Source organism: Bradyrhizobium sp. 195, assembly GCF_023101665.1.
GTDB lineage: Bacteria > Pseudomonadota > Alphaproteobacteria > Rhizobiales > Xanthobacteraceae > Bradyrhizobium.
The window spans coordinates 4,957,382-4,974,690 of record NZ_CP082161.1 but is presented as its reverse complement, the minus strand read 5'-3'; the positions used below and the strand labels follow the sequence as shown (position 1 = coordinate 4,974,690).

The window sequence follows — 17,309 nt, the reverse complement described above, 5'->3', positions numbered from 1 at the left end:
GACGACGTGTATGGAGCTGTGGCGCCTCACACCACATCGTCCGGCGCCAGCGCGCAGCCATTGTCCGGATGCGTTTCCACCTGAAGCGTGGTGTGGCCGATGCGGAACGACGCCTTCAGCAATTGCGCGGTCTCCATCAGGAACGCATCGCCGGTGCCGGTGGGCATGACGAGGTGGCAGGTCAGCGCCGTCTCGGTGGTCGAGATCGGCCAGACGTGGAGATCGTGGATCGCCGAGACGCCGGGCCGCGCGAGCAAAAACGCCCTGATCGCGGCGAGATCGGTACCCTTCGGCGCCGCTGCCATCGACATGTCGATGGAGCCGCGCAAGAGGCTTGTCGTGCTCCACAGGATGGTGGCGCAGATCACGAGGCTGGTGACGGGGTCGAGCCAGAGCCAGCCGGTCCAGATGATCAGCGCCGCCGAGACCACGACGCCGAGCGAGACCGCGGCGTCGGCCGCCATGTGCAGATAAGCGCCTTCGATGTTGATGTCGTCCTTGCGCCCGCTTGCAAACAGCATGGCGGTGAAACCGTTGATGAGAATGCCGATGCCGGCGACCACCATCACAGTGACGCCTGCGACCGGCTCCGGCTCGCGCAGGCGCAAAATCGCCTCCCAGCCGATCGCGCCGGTTGCGACCAGCAGGAATACCGCATTGGCCAGCGCCGCCAGGATGGTGGAGGCGCGAAAGCCATAGGTGAAGCGGCCGCTCGGCGCGCGCCGCGCCGCGATCGAGGCGCCCCAAGCCACGACCAGGCCGAGCACGTCGGACAAATTATGGCCGGCGTCGGCGAGCAGGGCGGTGGAGTTGCCGATATAGCCGTAGACGGCTTCGGCCACGACCAGCGCGGTGTTGAGCGAAATGCCGATCGCGAAGGCTTTGCCGAAATTCGCGGGGGCATGGACATGGCCGTGACCATGACTGTGGTTGTGACCATGACTGTGGTCGTGACCATGACCATGGGCATGGTCGCCATGATCATGGTGGTGGTGACCGTGATGATCGTGGCTGCCCAATGCTAGCGCTCCCGGGAAGTCGCCAAATCAGGCGCCATTGTAGGCGTTTCGCTGGTCCCGTCACGACGGAACAGCACGTAAAGCGCCGGCAGCACCAGCAATGTCAGCACCGTCGAGGAGATGATGCCGCCGATCACCACGGTCGCAAGCGGCCGCTGCACTTCGGCGCCGGCGCCGGTGGCGAGCGCCATCGGCACGAAGCCGAGCGAGGCGACGAGCGCCGTCATCAACACCGGGCGCAGCCGCGTCAGCGCACCCTCGCGCACGGCGTCCGCGATGGGGTGTCCCTCGCTGCGGAGTCGCTCGATGAAGGCGATGATGACGAGGCCGTTGAGCACGGCGACGCCCGAGAGCGCGATGAAGCCGACACCGGCGCTGATGGACAGCGGGATGTCGCGCAGCAGCAGCGCGGCAACGCCGCCGGTCAGCGCCAGCGGCACGCCGGAGAACACCAGCGCCGCATCGGCCGCCGATCCCATCCCCATGAACAGCAGCAGGAACACCAGCAACAGCGCCACCGGCACCACGATCGTCAGCCGCTTGGTCGCGGACACCAGCTGCTCGAACTGGCCGCCCCAGCCGATCCAGTAACCCGGCGGCAGCTTGACCTTCTCCGCCACCGCCGCTTCCGCCTCGGACACGAAGGAGCCGAGATCGCGTGCGCGGACATTGGCGGTGACGACGATGCGCCGCTTGCCGTTCTCCCGGCTGATCTGGTTCGGTCCGGGCGTCGCATCGACGGTCGCAACCGAGGACAGCGGCACATAGCGCATCTGGGTGAGCGGGGAGGCCGCCAGCGCGGTTCGAAGGGCCGTGCCGGAGCCGGCCTCCTCGCCGGGCGGCAGCGGGATCGGGATGGCCCGGATCGCCTCGAGATTGCCGCGCAGGTGTTCCGGCAGGCGCACGACGATGTCGAAGCGGCGGTCGCCCTCGAACAGCTTGCCGGCCGATTTGCCGCCGACCGCGATCTCGACGATGCCCTGCACCTCACTGATGCTGAGGCCGTAGCGGGCGAGCGCCTGGCGATCGAGGCGGACGGTGAGGATCGGCAGGCCGGAGACCTGCTCGATCTTGACGTCGCTGGCGCCGCGGATGCCGCGGATCGCGGCCTCCACCTGTTTTGCCGCGCCTTGCAGGATGTCGAGGTCGTCGCCGAAGATCTTGACGCCGACGTCGGTGCGCACGCCGGAGATCAGCTCGTTGACACGGAACTGGATCGGCTGGGAGATTTCATAGGCGCTGCCGGGAATCTCGTCAGCGGCATGCTCGATGGTCTCGATCACCTCCGATTTCGGCTTGTCCGGGTCGGGCCATTCGGCGCGCGGCTTCAGCATGATGTAGCCGTCGGTCTGGGCCGGCGACATCGGGTCGGTCGCGATCTCGGCGGTGCCGATGCGGGTGAAGAACTCCTTCACTTCGGGGATTTGCTTGATGCGCTTTTCCAGCGCCTTCTGAAGATCCAGCGATTGGGTGAGGCTGGTGCCGGGAATCCGGATCGAAGCCAGCGCGACGTCGCCTTCGTCCAGGCTCGGGATGAATTCGCCACCCATCCGCGACGCGGCGATGCCGCTCGCGATCACGATGAGTGCGGCCATGATGGCGACCGCGCCCCTGTTGTCGATGGCAAAGCGGAGCAGGGGCAGGTAGACGCGTTTCGCAACCCGCATGAACAGGTTTTCGTGTTCGGACACTTTGCCGGTGACGAAGATGGCAACGGCCGCCGGCACGAAGGTGATGGAGAACAGCACGGCGGCACCCAGCGCCATCAAGACGGTCAGCGCCATCGGCGTGAACATCTTGCCCTCGACGCCGGTGAGCGTCAGCACGGGCAGATAGACCACTGCAATGATCAGCGTTCCGAACAGGCTTGGCTTGATCACCTCGCTCGATCCGCGCAGGATCGCGCGCAGCCGCTCTGAGGTCGTCAGCAGCCCGCCTTTCTCGCGCTGGGCCGCGGCCAGCATGCGCAGGCAGTTCTCGACGATGATCACGGCGCCGTCGACGATGATGCCGAAATCGATCGCGCCCAGGCTCATCAGGTTGGCGCTGACTTTTGTCTCGACCATGCCGGTGATCGTCATCGCCATGGACAGCGGGATGACGCAGGCCACCACGAGGGCCGCGCGGATGTTGCCGAGGATCAGGAACAGCACCGCCACCACCAGTGCTGCGCCTTCCAGCAAATTGTTCTTGACCGTGCGGATGGTGGCTTCGACCAGATCGGTGCGATCGTAGACGGTCCGCGTCACCACGCCTTCGGGCAGCGATTTGGCGATGTCCTCGAGCCGGGCTGCGACGCGGCGGGCCACGCTGCGGCTGTTCTCGCCGATCAGCAGCATCGCGGTGCCGAGCACGGTCTCTTCGCCGTTCCACGTCGCTGCGCCCGTGCGAAGATCGCGGCCTTCCCTGACGGTCGCGACGTCCCTGATCCTGACGGGATTTCCGCCACGCGAGCCGATGACGATGTCCTGGATCTCGCTGACATTGCCGACCTGGCCCGGCGAGCGAACCAGATATTGCTCGCCGTTGCGCTCGATATAGCCGGCGCCGACATTGGCGTTGTTGGCGGCGAGCGCGGTCATGACGTCGCGAAAGCCCAGCCGATAGGCCATCAGCTTGCCCGGGTCCGGCAGCACGTGGAACTGCCGCTCGAAGCCGCCGATGGTATTGACCTCGATCACCCCAGGCACGTTGCGAAGCTGCGGCCGGATGATCCAGTCCTGCACGGTGCGCAAATCGGTCAGCGAATAGTCATGGCCGCCTTGGGTCTTCGCGCCTGCCTTGGCCTCGACGGTGTACATGAAGATTTCGCCGAGCCCGGTCGAGACCGGCCCCATCGCGACCTCGACGCCGGCCGGAAGCTGGTCCTTCACCTGCTGGATGCGTTCGCCGACGAGCTGGCGGGCGAAAAAGATGTCGGTGCCGTCCTTGAAGACGACCGTCACCTGGCTGAGGCCGTAGCGCGACAGCGAGCGGGTGTAGTCGAGTTTCGGCAGGCCGCCCATCGCGGTCTCGACCGGGAAGGTGATGCGCTGCTCGTTCTCGAGCGGCGAATAGCCGGGTGCGCGGGTGTTGATCTGGACCTGGACGTTGGTGATGTCAGGCACGGCGTCGATCGGAAGGCGCTGGAAATTCCAGGCTCCGAAAGCGATAGCGCCGAGCGCGAGCACGAGGACCAGCCAGCGCTGCTGCAGCGAGACGGCGATGAGGCGCTCAATCATGCTCAGCCTCGCCCTTGCCCATCTCCGCCTTCACGACAAAGCTGTTCTCCGCGACGTAGTGCTCGCCGGCGGACAGGCCGGCCTTGATCTCGACATGACGGGGATCGGAATCGCCAAGCTCCACGGGGCGCGCCTCGATCTTGTCGCCGTCCTCGCGGACGAACACGATGGTCCGGTTCTCCAGCGTCTGGATTGCGCTCCGGCGCACGGCGACCGCGACGTTACGGGCGGCGAGGATCAGCCGTGCCGTGACGAACAGGCCGGGGCGTAAGCGGCCGTCCGGATTTTGCAGCACCACGCGGGCCAATGCGGTCTGGGTCTCGCTCGAGCCGATCGGCGCCATGTAGGAGATCGTGCCCTTGATCTCGCCGCGGCCGTCGTCGGGATCAATCAGCACCTCGTCATTGAGGCGAACACGCCGGAGGTCCTGCCGGTAGATCGACAGATCGACCCAGATGGTGGATAGGTCGGCGACCACGAAGGCCGGCTTCTGCTCGGAAGCGTATTCGCCGAGCGAGATCTGCCGTTCGATGATGGTGCCGGCAATCGGAGCCTTCAGCTCGTAGACGGTCAGGCTCTGGTTGCTCTCGATCGCGGCGAGCAGGTCGTCCTTGGCGACCTTGTCGCCGATGCGCTTCTGGATGGATTTGGCGAGGCCCGGGAAGCGCGGCGTCACCTGCACGACCGCTTCCTGGTTGGCGCGCAGAATGCCGTTGAAGGCGAGCGTGTCGGTCAGTGTCGCGCTCGCAGCCTCCGCCAGCGTGACGCCGGCGGCCGCCAGTTTGACGTCGGAGATGCGGATGCGGTCGGCGCCGTGCTCGTCCTGCTCGACATGGTCGTTCGGCTTCTTCGGTTCGGAATGCTCGGAATGCTCGCTGTGCGCGGGCTTGGCCGGCGCGAGCAGGGAATAGCCGTAAGCGCCGAGCCCGGCGGCAACGATGGCCACGAGAATGGTGGAGGACGTCTTCATCGTGCGCTCTCCCGCGCCAGCGTGAAGGGATTGCCGACGAGGCCTTCGATGGTCGCAACGCCCGCGTGGAAGTTCTGGAGCGCCTCCTGCTCGCGCAGCCGTGCCTGGGTGACGCTGGCCTGGGCATCGAGCACCTCGAGCAAAGTGAAACGGCCCTGGCCATAGCCTTGTGAGATCGCCTCGGACGCTTCGACGGCCTTGGGGATAGCGGTCTCGCGCAAGATCGCGAGCTCGCGCAGCGAGCCCTGGAGCGAGTCATAGGCGCGGCCGGCGATTACGATCAGCGTGTTGCGGTTGGCCTCGCGCTCGGCCTTGGTCTTGGCGAGGCTTTCCTGCGCCGACAGGATGTTGCCCTGGTTCTGGTCGAACACGGGGATCGGTACCGAGACGGTCATGCGCACGGCATCGTCATTGGTTTCGTTATAGTGGCGCCAGCCAGCCGCGATCCGTACGTCCGGATAGGGCTTGAGCCGCGCCAGCAGCAGCTCGGCATTGCGCTGGGCAAAGACGGCGGTCCAGCGCACCAGCTGCGGATTGGCGTCGATGGCGGAAACCACCGCCTGGAACGCGGGCGGCCGTCCCGTGGTGTCGAGCCGGCCGGAAACCTCGCCGAAGTTCGCCGTGGGATCGCCCATCAGCACCGCAAGCTCGCGCCGGGCGCTCGCCAGCGTCGCCTTGAAGCGCTCGCGGTCGGCCTTCACCAGCGCTGAGGCGACCTCGGCGCGGCCGGTCTCGGCCGGCGAGGAGGCCCCAGCCTCGACGCGGCGTCGCAACAGCGGCGTCAGGCGGTCGATGGCGGCGATCTGCTCGTCGAGGATCTGGATGCGCCGCTGCGCGCCGAGCACGCTGAGGAAGGCGATCGCGGTCTCCGACAGCACCTCCAGCCTGACGGCCTTGCGCTGGATCGCGGCGACCTCGATGCCCGCCGCTCCAGCCGCGATCCGCGCGTCGCGCTTGCCGAACAGCTCGAAGGCCTGGCTGATCTGGAGCGTGGTCTCGGCCGATCGGGTCCCGCGATATTTGCCTGAGCCGAATGAATCGTCCTGTTCATAGGTCAGTTCCGGATTGAACAGCGCACCGGCCTGGATGCGCTGGCCCGTGGCGATGCCGACGTCGCGTTCCGCCGCCGTCAGCCGCGGACTCGCGGTCAGCGCGCGCGACAGAGCGCTCCGCATCGTCAAAGTCTGGGCGTGAGACGGTGCAAGCGCCGCTCCGGCAATCAGACACACCGCCGCGCACGCCAGGCGCGCAGCCATTCCCCTGCAAAACATGAAACCGACCTGTGAAGGATGAACCTAATGGGCGCGGAACGCCCGACCAATCCGTTCAGGCAATAGGCTTGGGGGGCGGGGACGTCGTGTCGGGTGCGATGCCGACCAGCATCGGCTGCCGCTGCGCGACCGGTGCGGCAATGACACCGGCCGTGGTTGCGGAGTGCAATGGCTGCGCGATCGCGACTGAGAAGCAGCCATGGCAGTGATGGCCGGCGAGGGCCTTGTGATCGCCGTGCCCAGCCGAACCGTCGTCGACAAACGAGGCGATTTCCGAGCCGCCAGAGGGGCTGGTGACATCGATGTCGCACAGCCCGTGAGCGGCACCTGCGAACAGATAGGTCACCGCAACAAGCACAGCCAGCAGTCCGCGCCAATGACGCAGGCGGTGGAGTATCGCAGGCCGGCGGTTCGGGAACACGAATTCACTCTCGTTGTCGGTAGGGCTGGCCTAGCACGGCAACGGGAATAGTGTCGACCCGCAACAATGTTACGGGTGAGGAACTTGATGTCGCGGGCAGGACGGCCCTCGTGATTGTCCGGGACGCGCAATCGCCCTATCTTATCGGCATGGCCGACGCATGCTGCTCGCCTCCGCCGCTCAATCTGGATCGCCATCGCGACAACAAGGCCTATGGCCGCGTGCTATGGGCGGTGCTCGCCATCAACGCCGTCATGTTCCTGGTTGAAATCGGCGCGGGTCTCGCCGCCGGATCAGCGTCGCTCCAAGCAGATGCGCTCGACTTTCTCGGAGACGCCGCGAACTACGCTATCAGCCTCCTCGTGGTGGGGATGGCGCTGCGCTATCGCGCCGCCGCGGCACTCGCGAAGGGGCTGACGATGGGCGCTTTCGGCCTGTGGGTGGTCGGTACGGTGGTCTGGCACGCGGCTCATGGTACGCTGCCGAGTGCGTTCACAATGGGTGCGGTCGGCGCTGCGGCCCTTGCCGCGAATGCAGCCTCCTTTGGATTATTGTGGGCCTATCGCAAGGGCGACGCCAACATGCGCTCCGCCTGGATCTGCACCCGCAACGACGTGCTCGGCAACATCGCCGTGCTGCTGGCCGCCCTCGGCGTGTTCGGCACCGGTACGGGATGGCCCGACGTGATTGTCGCCGCCATCATGGCCGGCCTTGCGCTCCAGGGCGCGGTCGTGGTGGTGCAGCAATCACGCATGGAGCTGAACGTTCGTCCAGCCTGACGCGAGAGTTGCCATGCCGGCAGTGCTCATGCCGCAGACTCCTCAATATTCTTGGGCTCCATGATTCGGACATCCTGTGCCGGCGACGTTCGTTCGTGGCCTGATGGCAGGCTGACACTCTTCACCAGGGCGAAGATCGCGGGGATCACGATCAGCGTCAGCAGGGTCGAGGAGATCATACCGCCGATCATGGGCACGGCGATCCGCTGCATGATCTCCGAGCCGGTGCCGGTGCTCCACATGATCGGCAACAGGCCGGCCATGATCGCAACCACCGTCATCATCTTCGGGCGGACACGTTCGACGGCGCCTTCCATGATAGCGGCGTGAAGGTCCGCGCGGGTGAGCGAGCGGCCGGGGGCCGCACAGCGTGCCTTGGTTTCGGCCAGTGCATGGTTGAGATAGATCAGCATCACCACGCCGGTCTCGGCCGCGACGCCCGCGAGCGCAATGAAGCCGACGGCGACCGCGACCGACAGGTTGAAGCCGAGCCACCACATCAGCCAAAGGCCGCCGACGAGGGCGAAGGGCAGCGAGAGCATGACGATCATCGTCTCGGTAACCGAGCGGAAGTTGAGATAGAGCAGCAGGAAGATAATCAGGAGCGTCACCGGCACTACGATCTTGAGCCGCGCGGTGGCGCGTTCGAGATATTCGTACTGCCCGCTCCACACCAAATAATATCCGGGCGGGAACTGGACGCTTGCCTGCACCGCGCGCTGGGCCTCAGCGACGTAACCGCCGAGGTCGCGATCGCGGATGTCGACGTAGATGTAGGTCGCGAGCTGCCCGTTCTCGGTTCGGATCGAACTTGGCCCGCGTGCTGGCGTCACACTTGCGACCTCACCGAGGGGGACGACGCCGCCTGATGGCATCGGCACCAGGAGGTCGCTGGCTATCGCCTTCGGATTGTCGCGCAGGTCGCGCGGGTAGCGCATATTGACCGTGAAGCGCTGACGGCCTTCGACGGTCGTGGTCACGGTCTGGCCGCCAAGCGCGGTCGCGATCGTGTCCTGCACGTCCTGCACCATCATGCCGTAGCGGGCCAGCGCTTCACGGTTCGGCGTGATCTCGAGGTAATAGCCGCCGAGGCCGCGTTCGGCATAGGCGGAGGAGGTGCCGGGGACCGCCTTGAGCACCTGCTCGACCTGTTTTGCAAGCTTGTCGATCCCGCCGAGATCGGTGCCGATGACCTTGACGCCCACGGGCGTCCGGATGCCGGTCGAGAGCATGTCGATGCGGGCCTTGATCGGCATGGTCCAGGCGTTGGAAACGCCGGGGAACTGCAGCGCCTTGTCCATCTCCGCGATCAGGCTGTCGACGGTTACGCCTGCCCGCCACTCGGCCTTGGGCTTCAGGTTGACGATGGTCTCGAACATCTCCGACGGCGCCGGATCGGTTGCAGTCGCCGCGCGGCCGGCCTTGCCATAGACCGAGGCAACCTCGGGGAACGATCGGATTATGCGATCCTGGGTCTGCATCAGCTCGGCGGCCTTGGTCACGGAAATGCCGGGCAGCGTCGTCGGCATGTAGAGCAGGGTGCCTTCGTTGAGATCAGGCATGAACTCGGAGCCGAGCTGACGTGCCGGCCAGATCGAGACGGCGAGCACGCCAAGCGCGAGCAGGATCACGGGGATTTTTGCGCGCAGCACGCCTGATATCACCGGACGATAGATCCAGATCAGGAAGCGGTTGATCGGATTCTTGTGCTCCGGAAGGATCTTGCCGCGAACGAAGATCACCATCAGCGCCGGCACCAGTGTGACCGACAGCAGCGCCGCCGCCGCCATCGCAAAGGTCTTGGTGAAGGCGAGTGGGCCGAACAGCCGGCCCTCCTGCGATTCCAGCGTGAAGATCGGCATGAACGACACGGTGATGATGAGGAGGCTGAAGAACAGGGCAGGGCCGACCTCGGTGGCGGCTTCGATCAGGATCTCCACCCGAGAACGGCAGGGCTCGGCGCGTTCGAGATGCTTGTGCGCGTTCTCGATCATGACGATCGCGGCGTCGATCATGGCGCCGATCGCGATCGCGATGCCGCCGAGACTCATGATGTTGGAACCGATTCCGAGCAGCTTCATCGCCCCGAAGGCCATCAGCACGCCGACGGGAAGCATCAGGATGGCGACCAGCGCGCTACGCACATGCAGCAGGAACACGATGCAGACGAGGGCAACGACGATGCTCTCCTCGACTAGCGTGTGCTTCAGCGTGTCGATCGCCGCGTAGATCAGGTTCGAGCGGTCGTAGACCGGGACGATCTCGACCGACTTCGGCAGGCTGGTCGCGATCTCCCGGAACCGCTTCTTGACGTTCTCGATGACGTCGAGCGCGTTCATGCCGAAACGCTGGAGAACGATGCCGCTCGCCACTTCGCCCTCGCCGTTGAGCTCGGCGATGCCGCGCCGCTCGTCAGGGCCGAGCTCGACACGGGCGACGTCGCGCAGCTTGACGGGCGTGCCGTTGTCGGTCTTCAGCACGATGTTGCCGATGTCGTCGGTGCTCTTGAGATAGCCCTTGCCGCGGATGACATATTCGAACTCCGAGAGCTCGACGGTGCGGCCGCCGACATCGGCATTGCTCGCGCGGATCGCCTCGCGCATCTTCTGCATGGTGATGCCGAGATCGCGCATGCGCTGTGGATCGAGGATGACGTTGTACTGCCTGACGAAGCCGCCGACGCCGGCGACTTCCGCGACGCCTTCCGCCTTGGCGAGCGCAAATTTCAGATTCCAGTCCTGGATCGTCCGGGTCTCCGCGAGGTTCAGCTCCTTCGACATCACGGCATATTGGTAGACCCAGCCGACGCCGGTGGCGTCGGGGCCGATCGTCGGCGATACGCCGGCGGGCAGCCGCGAGCCCGCGCCGTTGAGGAATTCGAGGACCCGCGAGCGCGCCCAGTAGATGTCGGTGCCGTCCTCGAAGATGACGTAGACGAAGGAGACGCCGAAAAAGGAGAAGCCGCGCACTACTTTCGACTTCGGCACCGTCAGCATCGCGGTGGTGAGGGGATAGGTGACTTGGTCTTCGATCACCTGAGGCGCCTGGCCGGGATATTCGGTGTAGACGATGACCTGGGTGTCGGAGAGATCAGGAATGGCGTCCAGCGGCAGATGGAGGAGGGCGTAGAGGCCTGCTGCGGCGGCAAAGCCGGTGCCGAACAGCACCAGCAACGGGTTGCGTGCGGACCATGCGATGAGGCGGGCGATCATTTGCGCGCCTCCGTACCACCCGCTCGGTCCAAACCCGGCGTGTTGTCGGCGTCGGCAAATCCCTTCAAAGCCGCTTTCAGATTGCTTTCGGCGTCGATCAGGAAGTTGGCCGAGGTCACGACCGCTTCGCCTTCGGCGAGGCCTTCGGCGATCTCCACGTAGCCGCCGCCCCGACGGCCGAGTTTGACGTCGCGCGGCTCGAAACGGCCCTGGCCCTTATCGATCAGGACCGCTTGGCGTTTGCCGCTGTCGAGTACGGCACTTTCGGGAACAGCGAGCACCGGACCTGGCGGCCCGGTCTCGATCTCGGCGTCGACGTACATCTCGGGCCGCAGCGTTTCATCCGGATTGGGCACTTCGACGCGGATGCGCGCTGTGCGGGTCTTGGCGTTCAGATGCGGATAGATCAGCGCCACGGTCCCTGTGAAGGTCTGGCCGGCCAGCGCGCGCGGCCTGACGGTTACTTTCGCGCCGATGGAGACCTGAGCCAGATCGCGTTCGGCGACATCGATGAGAACCCACAGCAGCTGGTGATCGGATATCCTGAACAGAACGTCGCCGGCTCCCGCCCGCATTCCGTTCACCGCGTTTCGTTCGAGGATTTCGCCATCCTGCGGAGCGGGCCAGGCAATCGAGAGCGAGATGTCGCGGGTACGTTCGAGATCCCTGATGGCCTGCTCGGGTGTCGCGAGATTCTCAAGCCTCCGACGAGCGCCCTTCAGTTCCTTTCCGGTGGCGCCCGCGGCGATTGCGGACAGATATTCCGCGGCAGCGCTGGAAAGCGCCGGGCTGTACACGTTCATGAGGGGCTGACCCTTGCGAACGTGGTCGCCGGTCGTGACGTTGGCAACGCTCTCCACGAAGCCCTCGAAGCGCAGCGCGACGACCGAGATGCGGCGCTCGTCCTCCTGGACAGTCCCGGGCGCGCGGATGACCGATCTGACGGGCTGCCGCACGACCGGCTCGGACTTCGCGCCGGTGCGCTGGATCTTGCCCGGCGAGAGCTTGACGGTCCCGTCGCTGTCGTCGCCTTCGTAGACGGGGATATAGTCCATCCCCATGGAGTCCTTCTTCGGCACCGGCGAGGTGTCGGGCAGGCCCATCGGATTGCGGTAGTATTTGATCTTGCGGTCGCCCTTGGTCTCGGCCGCCGCCATCTCAGCAGGCTGCTCGGGCTCATCAAAGCTTATGTCGGCGCCTGCAGGCACGGCACGATAGTCGCGGCCGTCCGCCGTCTTCTTCGGCGTCGGGGAATAGAGCGGTTTGCCGTCCGGGTCCTGATAGTAGATCGGGGCGCTTGTATCTGCTGCGTTCGCGGCGGATACAAGTTGGCCGACGTCCGGCTGTCGCCGCACGGCGCCGGCGGTGAGTAGCACGAGGGCTGCCGCTGCGAGGATCGCAGCGACAGTGCTCACGGGGCCGAGGCGGGTCATTTGTCGGCCGTGACGACGAGCTTGTTCTCGACCGTGCCGGTCTCGCCCTGCACCTTGGCGCCGAGCGAGAGCTGCCAGCGTCCGGCCATGCTGAAATTGGCCTTGAAGCGGTAGGTCCCGGGCTCCGTGCCCGGCATCGGCGTCACTTTGGTGGCCATCTCCTGCATGCCGTCAGGGGCCATGTCGAGTCGGCTGGCAAAGATCACCGCGTCGGGGACCGCCTTGCCGCTGGTCTTGTCGACCAGCCGCACGGTCACAATGCGATCGGCGCCGGCCTTGACGGTCGGTTGAACGAGCTGGAACTCGTAGTTCTTGATTTCGGCGTGTGCGGCTCCCGTGAGTGCAGCACCGATCAGCGCGGCCATGGCGGCACGCGCGAGTTTGGTGGTCGTCATGATTTATAGATCCTCGATAGGTCTGATGGAGCCGCCGGGCGGCACGCGGCAACCTAGATGCAGCGCGGCGACAGGGGATAGCGCGCACGCCGATGTTTGCGCGCACGATCATCAGGCGCGTTAGCGCCGATCAGACCTGGGTTCGAGGGGGGTGGTCGGGGGGCTTTGCGGCGAGACCGATTTGCAGGCGGTCATTGCTCAGCGCGAGCGCGCTCTTCCGCGGCTGCCTAGCTATCACCGAGCTCGCTCCGGACGGGGCGGGGAGCGACAGGCTCAGCATGCACAGCGCGACGAACGGACAGGAGTCGCAGGTCTTGCTCTTGGTCTGGTCCGGACAGCAGGGCATGTCCTCGGACATCGACTGCATGTCGTCTGATATGGCCGGCATGACGCTGCCGGCACTCGATACCGGCATGGCAGATGCCGGCGCGGCCAGCGGCGCGAGCAGGAGCCCGGCCGCGACCAGCAACATCACCACAGCGTTGGCGGACCGTTTCAGCAGCATGCGCCATTGTCGCACGCCATCGCGGAACCCGCAAACCGGACCGCTTCACGATTTAGCCATGCAGGCGAATGGCGCCGAGGGCCGGCTCCGGAACATCGCAGGTAGGGTCAGCCTCCACGGTAACGATGGCGCACCGACCCGCTTCCATCGCCTGCTCCAGCCATTTGATGGCTTCATCGATCCACTGGTCGTGGTGCTCGGGATCGGCGAGAGCCTTCTCCCGGAATGCATCTGCCTGATGCAGGCACGCCGTTCTGCGATCCACGCGCCGCTCCCGGTCCGGAAGGTTCCGCCCCGATCGCATCCTTGATGATCCCGGGGCCGGCGTCCTTAACATAGGACAGGCGTAGGAGAGATAAGGCGCTGCAAATGCGGAAAGGCCCCAGCCCGGGGCTGACCGGCTGAGGCCTTTTGTGCTCACAATCTTCATCCTTGGGACTCGAACAGGCAACGCACATCTTGCCGGTTCGTTCCGCAACCGACGCCGAATTAGGAACGTTCCTCATTCCTCCCGATTAGCAACCAGAAATGTCTGAGGAGGATGGGACTATGGACGGACTGATTTATCTCATCGGCTTGATCGTCGTGATCATGGCGATCCTGTCGTTCTTCGGCCTGCGCTGAGAGAACGGCAATGGAAACTCTCGTACGGGACAACATGATGGAGGGCGGTGCCGCTGCCGACGACCGCCGGACCATCCAGTGGAGTTCGGTGTTCGCAGGCGCTCTCTCCGCCGGCGCAATGTCGTTCATCCTGGTCGGCTTTGGCGTTGCCATCGGCCTGGGTGTCAGTTCGGCCTCGCCGACATGGCGCGATGCCTCGGCGGCGCTTGCGCTGCTCTCCGGGTTCTATCTGATCATCCAGGCGATCATCAGCTTCGGCTTTGGCGGCTACATCGCCGGCCGGACAACCCGACCGGCGCCTGCGCTTGCAACGATCGAGGATGATGGGGAGCGGCGCGACGGGCTGCATGGCCTGACCTCCTGGGCGCTGGCCGTGCTGGCCGGCGCAGCTCTGCTGGCGCTTCTTGGCGCTGCTGCGATCGACCGTTCGCCGATGCGCAGCTCGGCGAGCAATACGTCCGCAGCTGAGCCTCTGTTGAGCTACGAGCTCGACAAGCTGTTCCGCGCACCCCGCCGTGCGCCAAACACCGATCTGAGGGAAGTCCGCGCCGAAGCGGGTCGTGTCCTCATGACGTCATCCAGCCACAGCGGCGTCAGCGCCGACGACCGAACCTACCTCGTGCAGCAGGTCGCCGCGGTGACGGGACTGGCGGCCCCCGACGCCGAACGGCGCGTTGATGCGCTGATCGCAGACTCCAAGACGGCCATCAACCGTGCGCGGCGCAATTCGATCATCGTGGCGTTCTCGGTCGCAGCCGCGACCCTGATCGGCGCAGCGGTCGCCTGGGCTGCGGCTGTCGCCGGCGGGCGCCACCGCGATGGAGAGCCGTTGCCGAACTGGATGGCGAGCTCCAACCGTTTCCATCGCAGCCCGCGCGCAATGCCGGTGCCGTAAATCTCCGGGCGGATTGGCCGGGCGCGAGCCCGGCCATGACGGAGATTTGCGCGGCTAGCTCAGGCCTTCTCTTCCCAGATCATGGCGAGGTGCACGATGGTCTGCACGGCCTTTTCCATATCCTGCCGGCTGACCCATTCCAGCCGCGAGTGAAACGCGTGCTCGCCGGCAAAGATGTTGGGGCAGGGCAGGCCCATGAAGGACAGGCGCGAGCCATCGGTGCCGCCGCGGATCGCGGTGCGCATCGGACGCAGGCCGGCACGGCGGATCGCCTCGATGGCATATTCGAGCACGTGCGGGTGACGGTCGATCACCTGCTTCATGTTGCGGTACTGCTCGCGGACGTCGAACTTGTAGGTCGAGCGCGGATAGTCCTTCATCACGTCCTTGACGATGGTCTCGAGCAGGTCCTCTTTCTCCTTCAAACCTTCCTCAGTGAAGTCGCGGACGATGAAGGACAGCGTCGCCTGCTCCAGCGCGCCCTCGATGCCGATCGGATGCAGGAAGCCCTGCTTGCCTGAGGTCGTTTCCGGCGAGCAGCCTTCCTTGGGCAGGCGCTCGACGATGGCGGCCGCGATCTTGATCGCGTGCTCCATCTTGCCCTTGGCATAGCCGGGATGGGCGCTGACGCCGTTGATGGTGATGGTGGCGCCATCGGCCGAGAAGGTCTCGTCCTCGACGCAGCCCGCGCTCTCGCCGTCCATGGTGTAGCCGAAATCGGCCCCCAGCTTCTTCAGGTCGACATTGTCGACGCCGCGGCCGATCTCTTCGTCCGGCGTGAACAGGATCTTGATGGTGCCGTGCTTCACATCGGGGTTGTTGATGAAGAAATACGCGGCATCCATGATCTCGGCGACGCCGGCCTTGTTATCGGCGCCGAGTAGCGTCGTGCCGTCGGTGGTGATGATGTCGTTGCCGATCTGGTTCTTCAGCGCAGGGTGCTCATTGAAGCGGATCACCTGGCTGGCGTCCCCGGGCAGCGTGATGTCGCCGCCGCGATAGTTCTTCAACAGCTGCGGCTTGACGTCCTTGCCGGTCACGTCGGGCGAGGTGTCCATGTGCGAGCAGAAGCAGATCACCGGCACCTTCTTGTCGGTGTTGGCCGGGATCGTGCCGTAGACGTAGCCATAGTGGTCGAGATGCGCGTCCTCGACGCCAATGGCTTTCAGCTCGGCGGCGAGCACGCGGCCGAGATCCTTCTGCTTCTCGGTCGAAGGCGAGTGAGGGGATTCCGGATCGGACTGGGTGTCGATGGTGACGTAGCGCAGGAAGCGCTCGGTCACGGTATGCGAGAAGGTGAGGGAGGACATTTCTGGTCAAACCGCCGGGGTCAGGGAAGCGGGCGGTATATCAGAAAAAGCGGGCCGGGATGCGGCCGGAACGGCGCGGATAGGCTTAACGAACGCTTACGTCAGACGTCAAGAATCCCGGTATGTATGTAACCGGGCGCTATGTAGCTGTGACTCAACACGGAATCGGGGTGCTGGTGAGGAAACGTAACCGGCCCGCTCATACATTATACTCCTGCCCCTCGTCGGACCGCAGCGCAGCCGCCGCGGCCGACCCGTTTTATGGGATTGATGTTCCAAGGAATCTGCGGGAAGCGCTGCCGTCAAGTTTAACGCAACGTCAGTCCACAGTTTGGAGAATGCCGGCCGGAACCGAGCTTACTCGTCCTCTTGGCCGCGATCGATGTCGGTGAGCTTCTCGTCGAGCTGCGTGATCGTCATCCCCGCCGCAAAGGCGTTTCGCTGCCAGCGGATGAACTGCTGTTTGAGGCTCTTGTTTTCGTATTCGAGCAAAGCGATGCGGTTGTCGCGAGATTTGATCTGCTCCTCGAAATATTCCTCCATGCCGGAGGAACGGCGTGACTTGCGCGGCTTCCCCGCTTGGGATTTCCGTTCGTCTTCTTTGCTCTGGCGCGCGTTGCGGTAGCGGACTTTCGTGGCGTCGAAGGCCTCCCGGAGGGCCTTGTGCTTCCAAAGCGTCTGCCGGTTGATCTTCAGGTCCGGATAAGGTTTGCGGAATTTTTTCCGAACGAGCTCGCATACCAATTCCCATGAAAACGCTTCCGCGTCCCAGGCGAGGATTTCCTTCTTGATCCATGCTCTGATCGCGGGCGTCAACGTGAAGCGATCAGAGGGCGGGACGGCGCGATTCTGCTCAGGTAACGTCGGGGGGAGCGTGGTGCGGGCACCAACGGTGACCCGTTCCGCGACAGACGACGGGCCCTTGGCCGCATTGGCGTTGATGGGAACGGAGCGCTTCGCCATGACATGCGGCCCGCCATCGAGCCACGCGCCCCCGTTCGCCGGAGTGATCGCTCCGACGTCGGGAGTGCATTGATACCGCGGAACAGGAGAGATTTTGAGCGCCGGCCGCTTGTCATCTCGATACCTCGAGATAGAGTCGGTCTGTTGGTTGGGCTCGGCCCCGTGGGTTTCGCGACCCATGGTGTTTCCGGTTCCACTCTGGAAAGGGCGTCCGCCACTAACGGACGTCCTTTCTGCTTTTGGGCGGGGCTGCCAACTCCTTTCCACTGGTTCCCTTTCCTTCCAATCCTA

14 protein-coding genes are annotated in these 17,309 nt (G+C 65.0%); 2 read left to right on the top strand and 12 right to left on the bottom strand.

The window, feature by feature from the left end; genetic code table 11:
* Positions 1 to 26: 26 nt before the first annotated feature.
* Genes IVB26_RS23050 through IVB26_RS23030 form a run of 5 tightly spaced genes read right to left on the bottom strand, consistent with a single transcriptional unit; the run spans position 27 to position 6,902 of the window.
* Complete coding sequence (locus IVB26_RS23050; RefSeq protein WP_247967548.1) at positions 27 to 1,019, bottom strand: cation diffusion facilitator family transporter; 993 nt, start codon at positions 1,017 to 1,019, stop codon at positions 27 to 29.
* A 2-nt stretch (positions 1,020 to 1,021) separates the two neighbouring features.
* Positions 1,022 to 4,240 carry an efflux RND transporter permease subunit gene (locus tag IVB26_RS23045; RefSeq protein ID WP_247967547.1) on the bottom strand — a complete coding sequence of 1,073 codons (3,219 nt, stop codon included), beginning with the start codon at positions 4,238 to 4,240 and terminating at the stop codon, positions 1,022 to 1,024.
* Positions 4,233 to 5,210, bottom strand: a complete 978-nt coding sequence (ihpB, locus tag IVB26_RS23040) for a divalent metal ion exporter adaptor subunit IhpB (RefSeq protein WP_246930902.1) — start codon at positions 5,208 to 5,210, stop codon at positions 4,233 to 4,235. Before ihpB ends, IVB26_RS23045 begins: the two co-directional genes overlap by 8 nt.
* On the bottom strand, positions 5,207 to 6,481 hold the full coding sequence (gene ihpA, locus IVB26_RS23035) for a divalent metal ion exporter subunit IhpA (RefSeq protein WP_247967546.1): 1,275 nt from the start codon (positions 6,479 to 6,481) through the stop codon (positions 5,207 to 5,209). Before ihpA ends, ihpB begins: the two co-directional genes overlap by 4 nt.
* Positions 6,482 to 6,536: 55 nt before the next feature.
* A complete protein-coding gene (locus tag IVB26_RS23030; RefSeq protein ID WP_247967545.1) occupies positions 6,537 to 6,902 on the bottom strand; it encodes a hypothetical protein in 366 nt (121 codons plus the stop codon).
* 149 nt (positions 6,903 to 7,051) lie between these two features.
* On the opposite strand from IVB26_RS23030, the gene IVB26_RS23025 reads away from it, so the two are divergent.
* On the top strand, positions 7,052 to 7,681 hold the full coding sequence (locus tag IVB26_RS23025) for a cation transporter (protein ID WP_247973254.1): 630 nt from the start codon (positions 7,052 to 7,054) through the stop codon (positions 7,679 to 7,681).
* 26 nt (positions 7,682 to 7,707) lie between these two features.
* On the opposite strand, the gene IVB26_RS23020 is transcribed toward IVB26_RS23025, so the two are convergent.
* The 5 genes from IVB26_RS23020 to IVB26_RS23000 all read right to left on the bottom strand — a co-directional run bounded on the left by IVB26_RS23020 (position 7,708) and on the right by IVB26_RS23000 (position 13,491).
* Positions 7,708 to 10,893, bottom strand: a complete 3,186-nt coding sequence (locus IVB26_RS23020) for an efflux RND transporter permease subunit (protein ID WP_247967544.1) — start codon at positions 10,891 to 10,893, stop codon at positions 7,708 to 7,710.
* Positions 10,890 to 12,326 (bottom strand): efflux RND transporter periplasmic adaptor subunit, encoded by a 1,437-nt coding sequence (locus tag IVB26_RS23015; RefSeq protein WP_247967543.1) that lies wholly within the window; start codon positions 12,324 to 12,326, stop codon positions 10,890 to 10,892. Before IVB26_RS23015 ends, IVB26_RS23020 begins: the two co-directional genes overlap by 4 nt.
* A complete protein-coding gene (locus IVB26_RS23010) occupies positions 12,323 to 12,721 on the bottom strand; it encodes a FixH family protein (RefSeq protein WP_247967542.1) in 399 nt (132 codons plus the stop codon). Before IVB26_RS23010 ends, IVB26_RS23015 begins: the two co-directional genes overlap by 4 nt.
* A 130-nt stretch (positions 12,722 to 12,851) precedes the next feature.
* A complete protein-coding gene (locus tag IVB26_RS23005; protein WP_247967541.1) occupies positions 12,852 to 13,226 on the bottom strand; it encodes a hypothetical protein in 375 nt (124 codons plus the stop codon).
* 52 nt (positions 13,227 to 13,278) lie between these two features.
* Positions 13,279 to 13,491: a hypothetical protein gene (locus IVB26_RS23000; RefSeq protein ID WP_247321766.1), complete on the bottom strand. Its 213-nt coding sequence runs from the start codon at positions 13,489 to 13,491 to the stop codon at positions 13,279 to 13,281.
* 369 nt (positions 13,492 to 13,860) lie between these two features.
* On the opposite strand from IVB26_RS23000, the gene IVB26_RS22995 reads away from it, so the two are divergent.
* A complete protein-coding gene (locus tag IVB26_RS22995) occupies positions 13,861 to 14,745 on the top strand; it encodes a hypothetical protein (RefSeq protein WP_247967540.1) in 885 nt (294 codons plus the stop codon).
* A 59-nt stretch (positions 14,746 to 14,804) separates the two neighbouring features.
* Here the strand turns inward: IVB26_RS22995 and pepT are convergent, their stop codons facing one another.
* Both pepT and IVB26_RS22985 read right to left on the bottom strand, forming a co-directional pair.
* Positions 14,805 to 16,055, bottom strand: coding sequence for a peptidase T (gene pepT / locus IVB26_RS22990; RefSeq protein WP_247967539.1), 1,251 nt, complete (start codon positions 16,053 to 16,055; stop codon positions 14,805 to 14,807).
* 357 nt (positions 16,056 to 16,412) lie between these two features.
* Complete coding sequence (locus IVB26_RS22985; RefSeq protein ID WP_247967538.1) at positions 16,413 to 17,198, bottom strand: hypothetical protein; 786 nt, start codon at positions 17,196 to 17,198, stop codon at positions 16,413 to 16,415.
* Positions 17,199 to 17,309 lie beyond the last annotated feature (111 nt).

Excerpts from the sequence above, each read along its gene's own strand:
- ihpB (WP_246930902.1), bottom strand. The coding sequence starts at position 5,210 with ATGAAGACGTCCTCCACCATTCTCGTGGCCATCGTTGCCGCCGGGCTC.
- pepT (WP_247967539.1), bottom strand. The coding sequence starts at position 16,055 with ATGTCCTCCCTCACCTTCTCGCATACCGTGACCGAGCGCTTCCTGCGC.
- IVB26_RS23020 (WP_247967544.1), bottom strand. The coding sequence starts at position 10,893 with ATGATCGCCCGCCTCATCGCATGGTCCGCACGCAACCCGTTGCTGGTG.
- IVB26_RS23025 (WP_247973254.1), top strand. The coding sequence starts at position 7,052 with ATGGCCGACGCATGCTGCTCGCCTCCGCCGCTCAATCTGGATCGCCAT.
- IVB26_RS23015 (WP_247967543.1), bottom strand. The coding sequence starts at position 12,326 with ATGACCCGCCTCGGCCCCGTGAGCACTGTCGCTGCGATCCTCGCAGCG.
- IVB26_RS22995 (WP_247967540.1), top strand. The coding sequence starts at position 13,861 with ATGGAAACTCTCGTACGGGACAACATGATGGAGGGCGGTGCCGCTGCC.
- IVB26_RS23005 (WP_247967541.1), bottom strand. The coding sequence starts at position 13,226 with ATGCTGCTGAAACGGTCCGCCAACGCTGTGGTGATGTTGCTGGTCGCG.
- IVB26_RS23045 (WP_247967547.1), bottom strand. The coding sequence starts at position 4,240 with ATGATTGAGCGCCTCATCGCCGTCTCGCTGCAGCAGCGCTGGCTGGTC.
- IVB26_RS22985 (WP_247967538.1), bottom strand. The coding sequence starts at position 17,198 with ATGGGTCGCGAAACCCACGGGGCCGAGCCCAACCAACAGACCGACTCT.
- IVB26_RS23010 (WP_247967542.1), bottom strand. The coding sequence starts at position 12,721 with ATGACGACCACCAAACTCGCGCGTGCCGCCATGGCCGCGCTGATCGGT.
- ihpA (WP_247967546.1), bottom strand. The coding sequence starts at position 6,481 with ATGTTTTGCAGGGGAATGGCTGCGCGCCTGGCGTGCGCGGCGGTGTGT.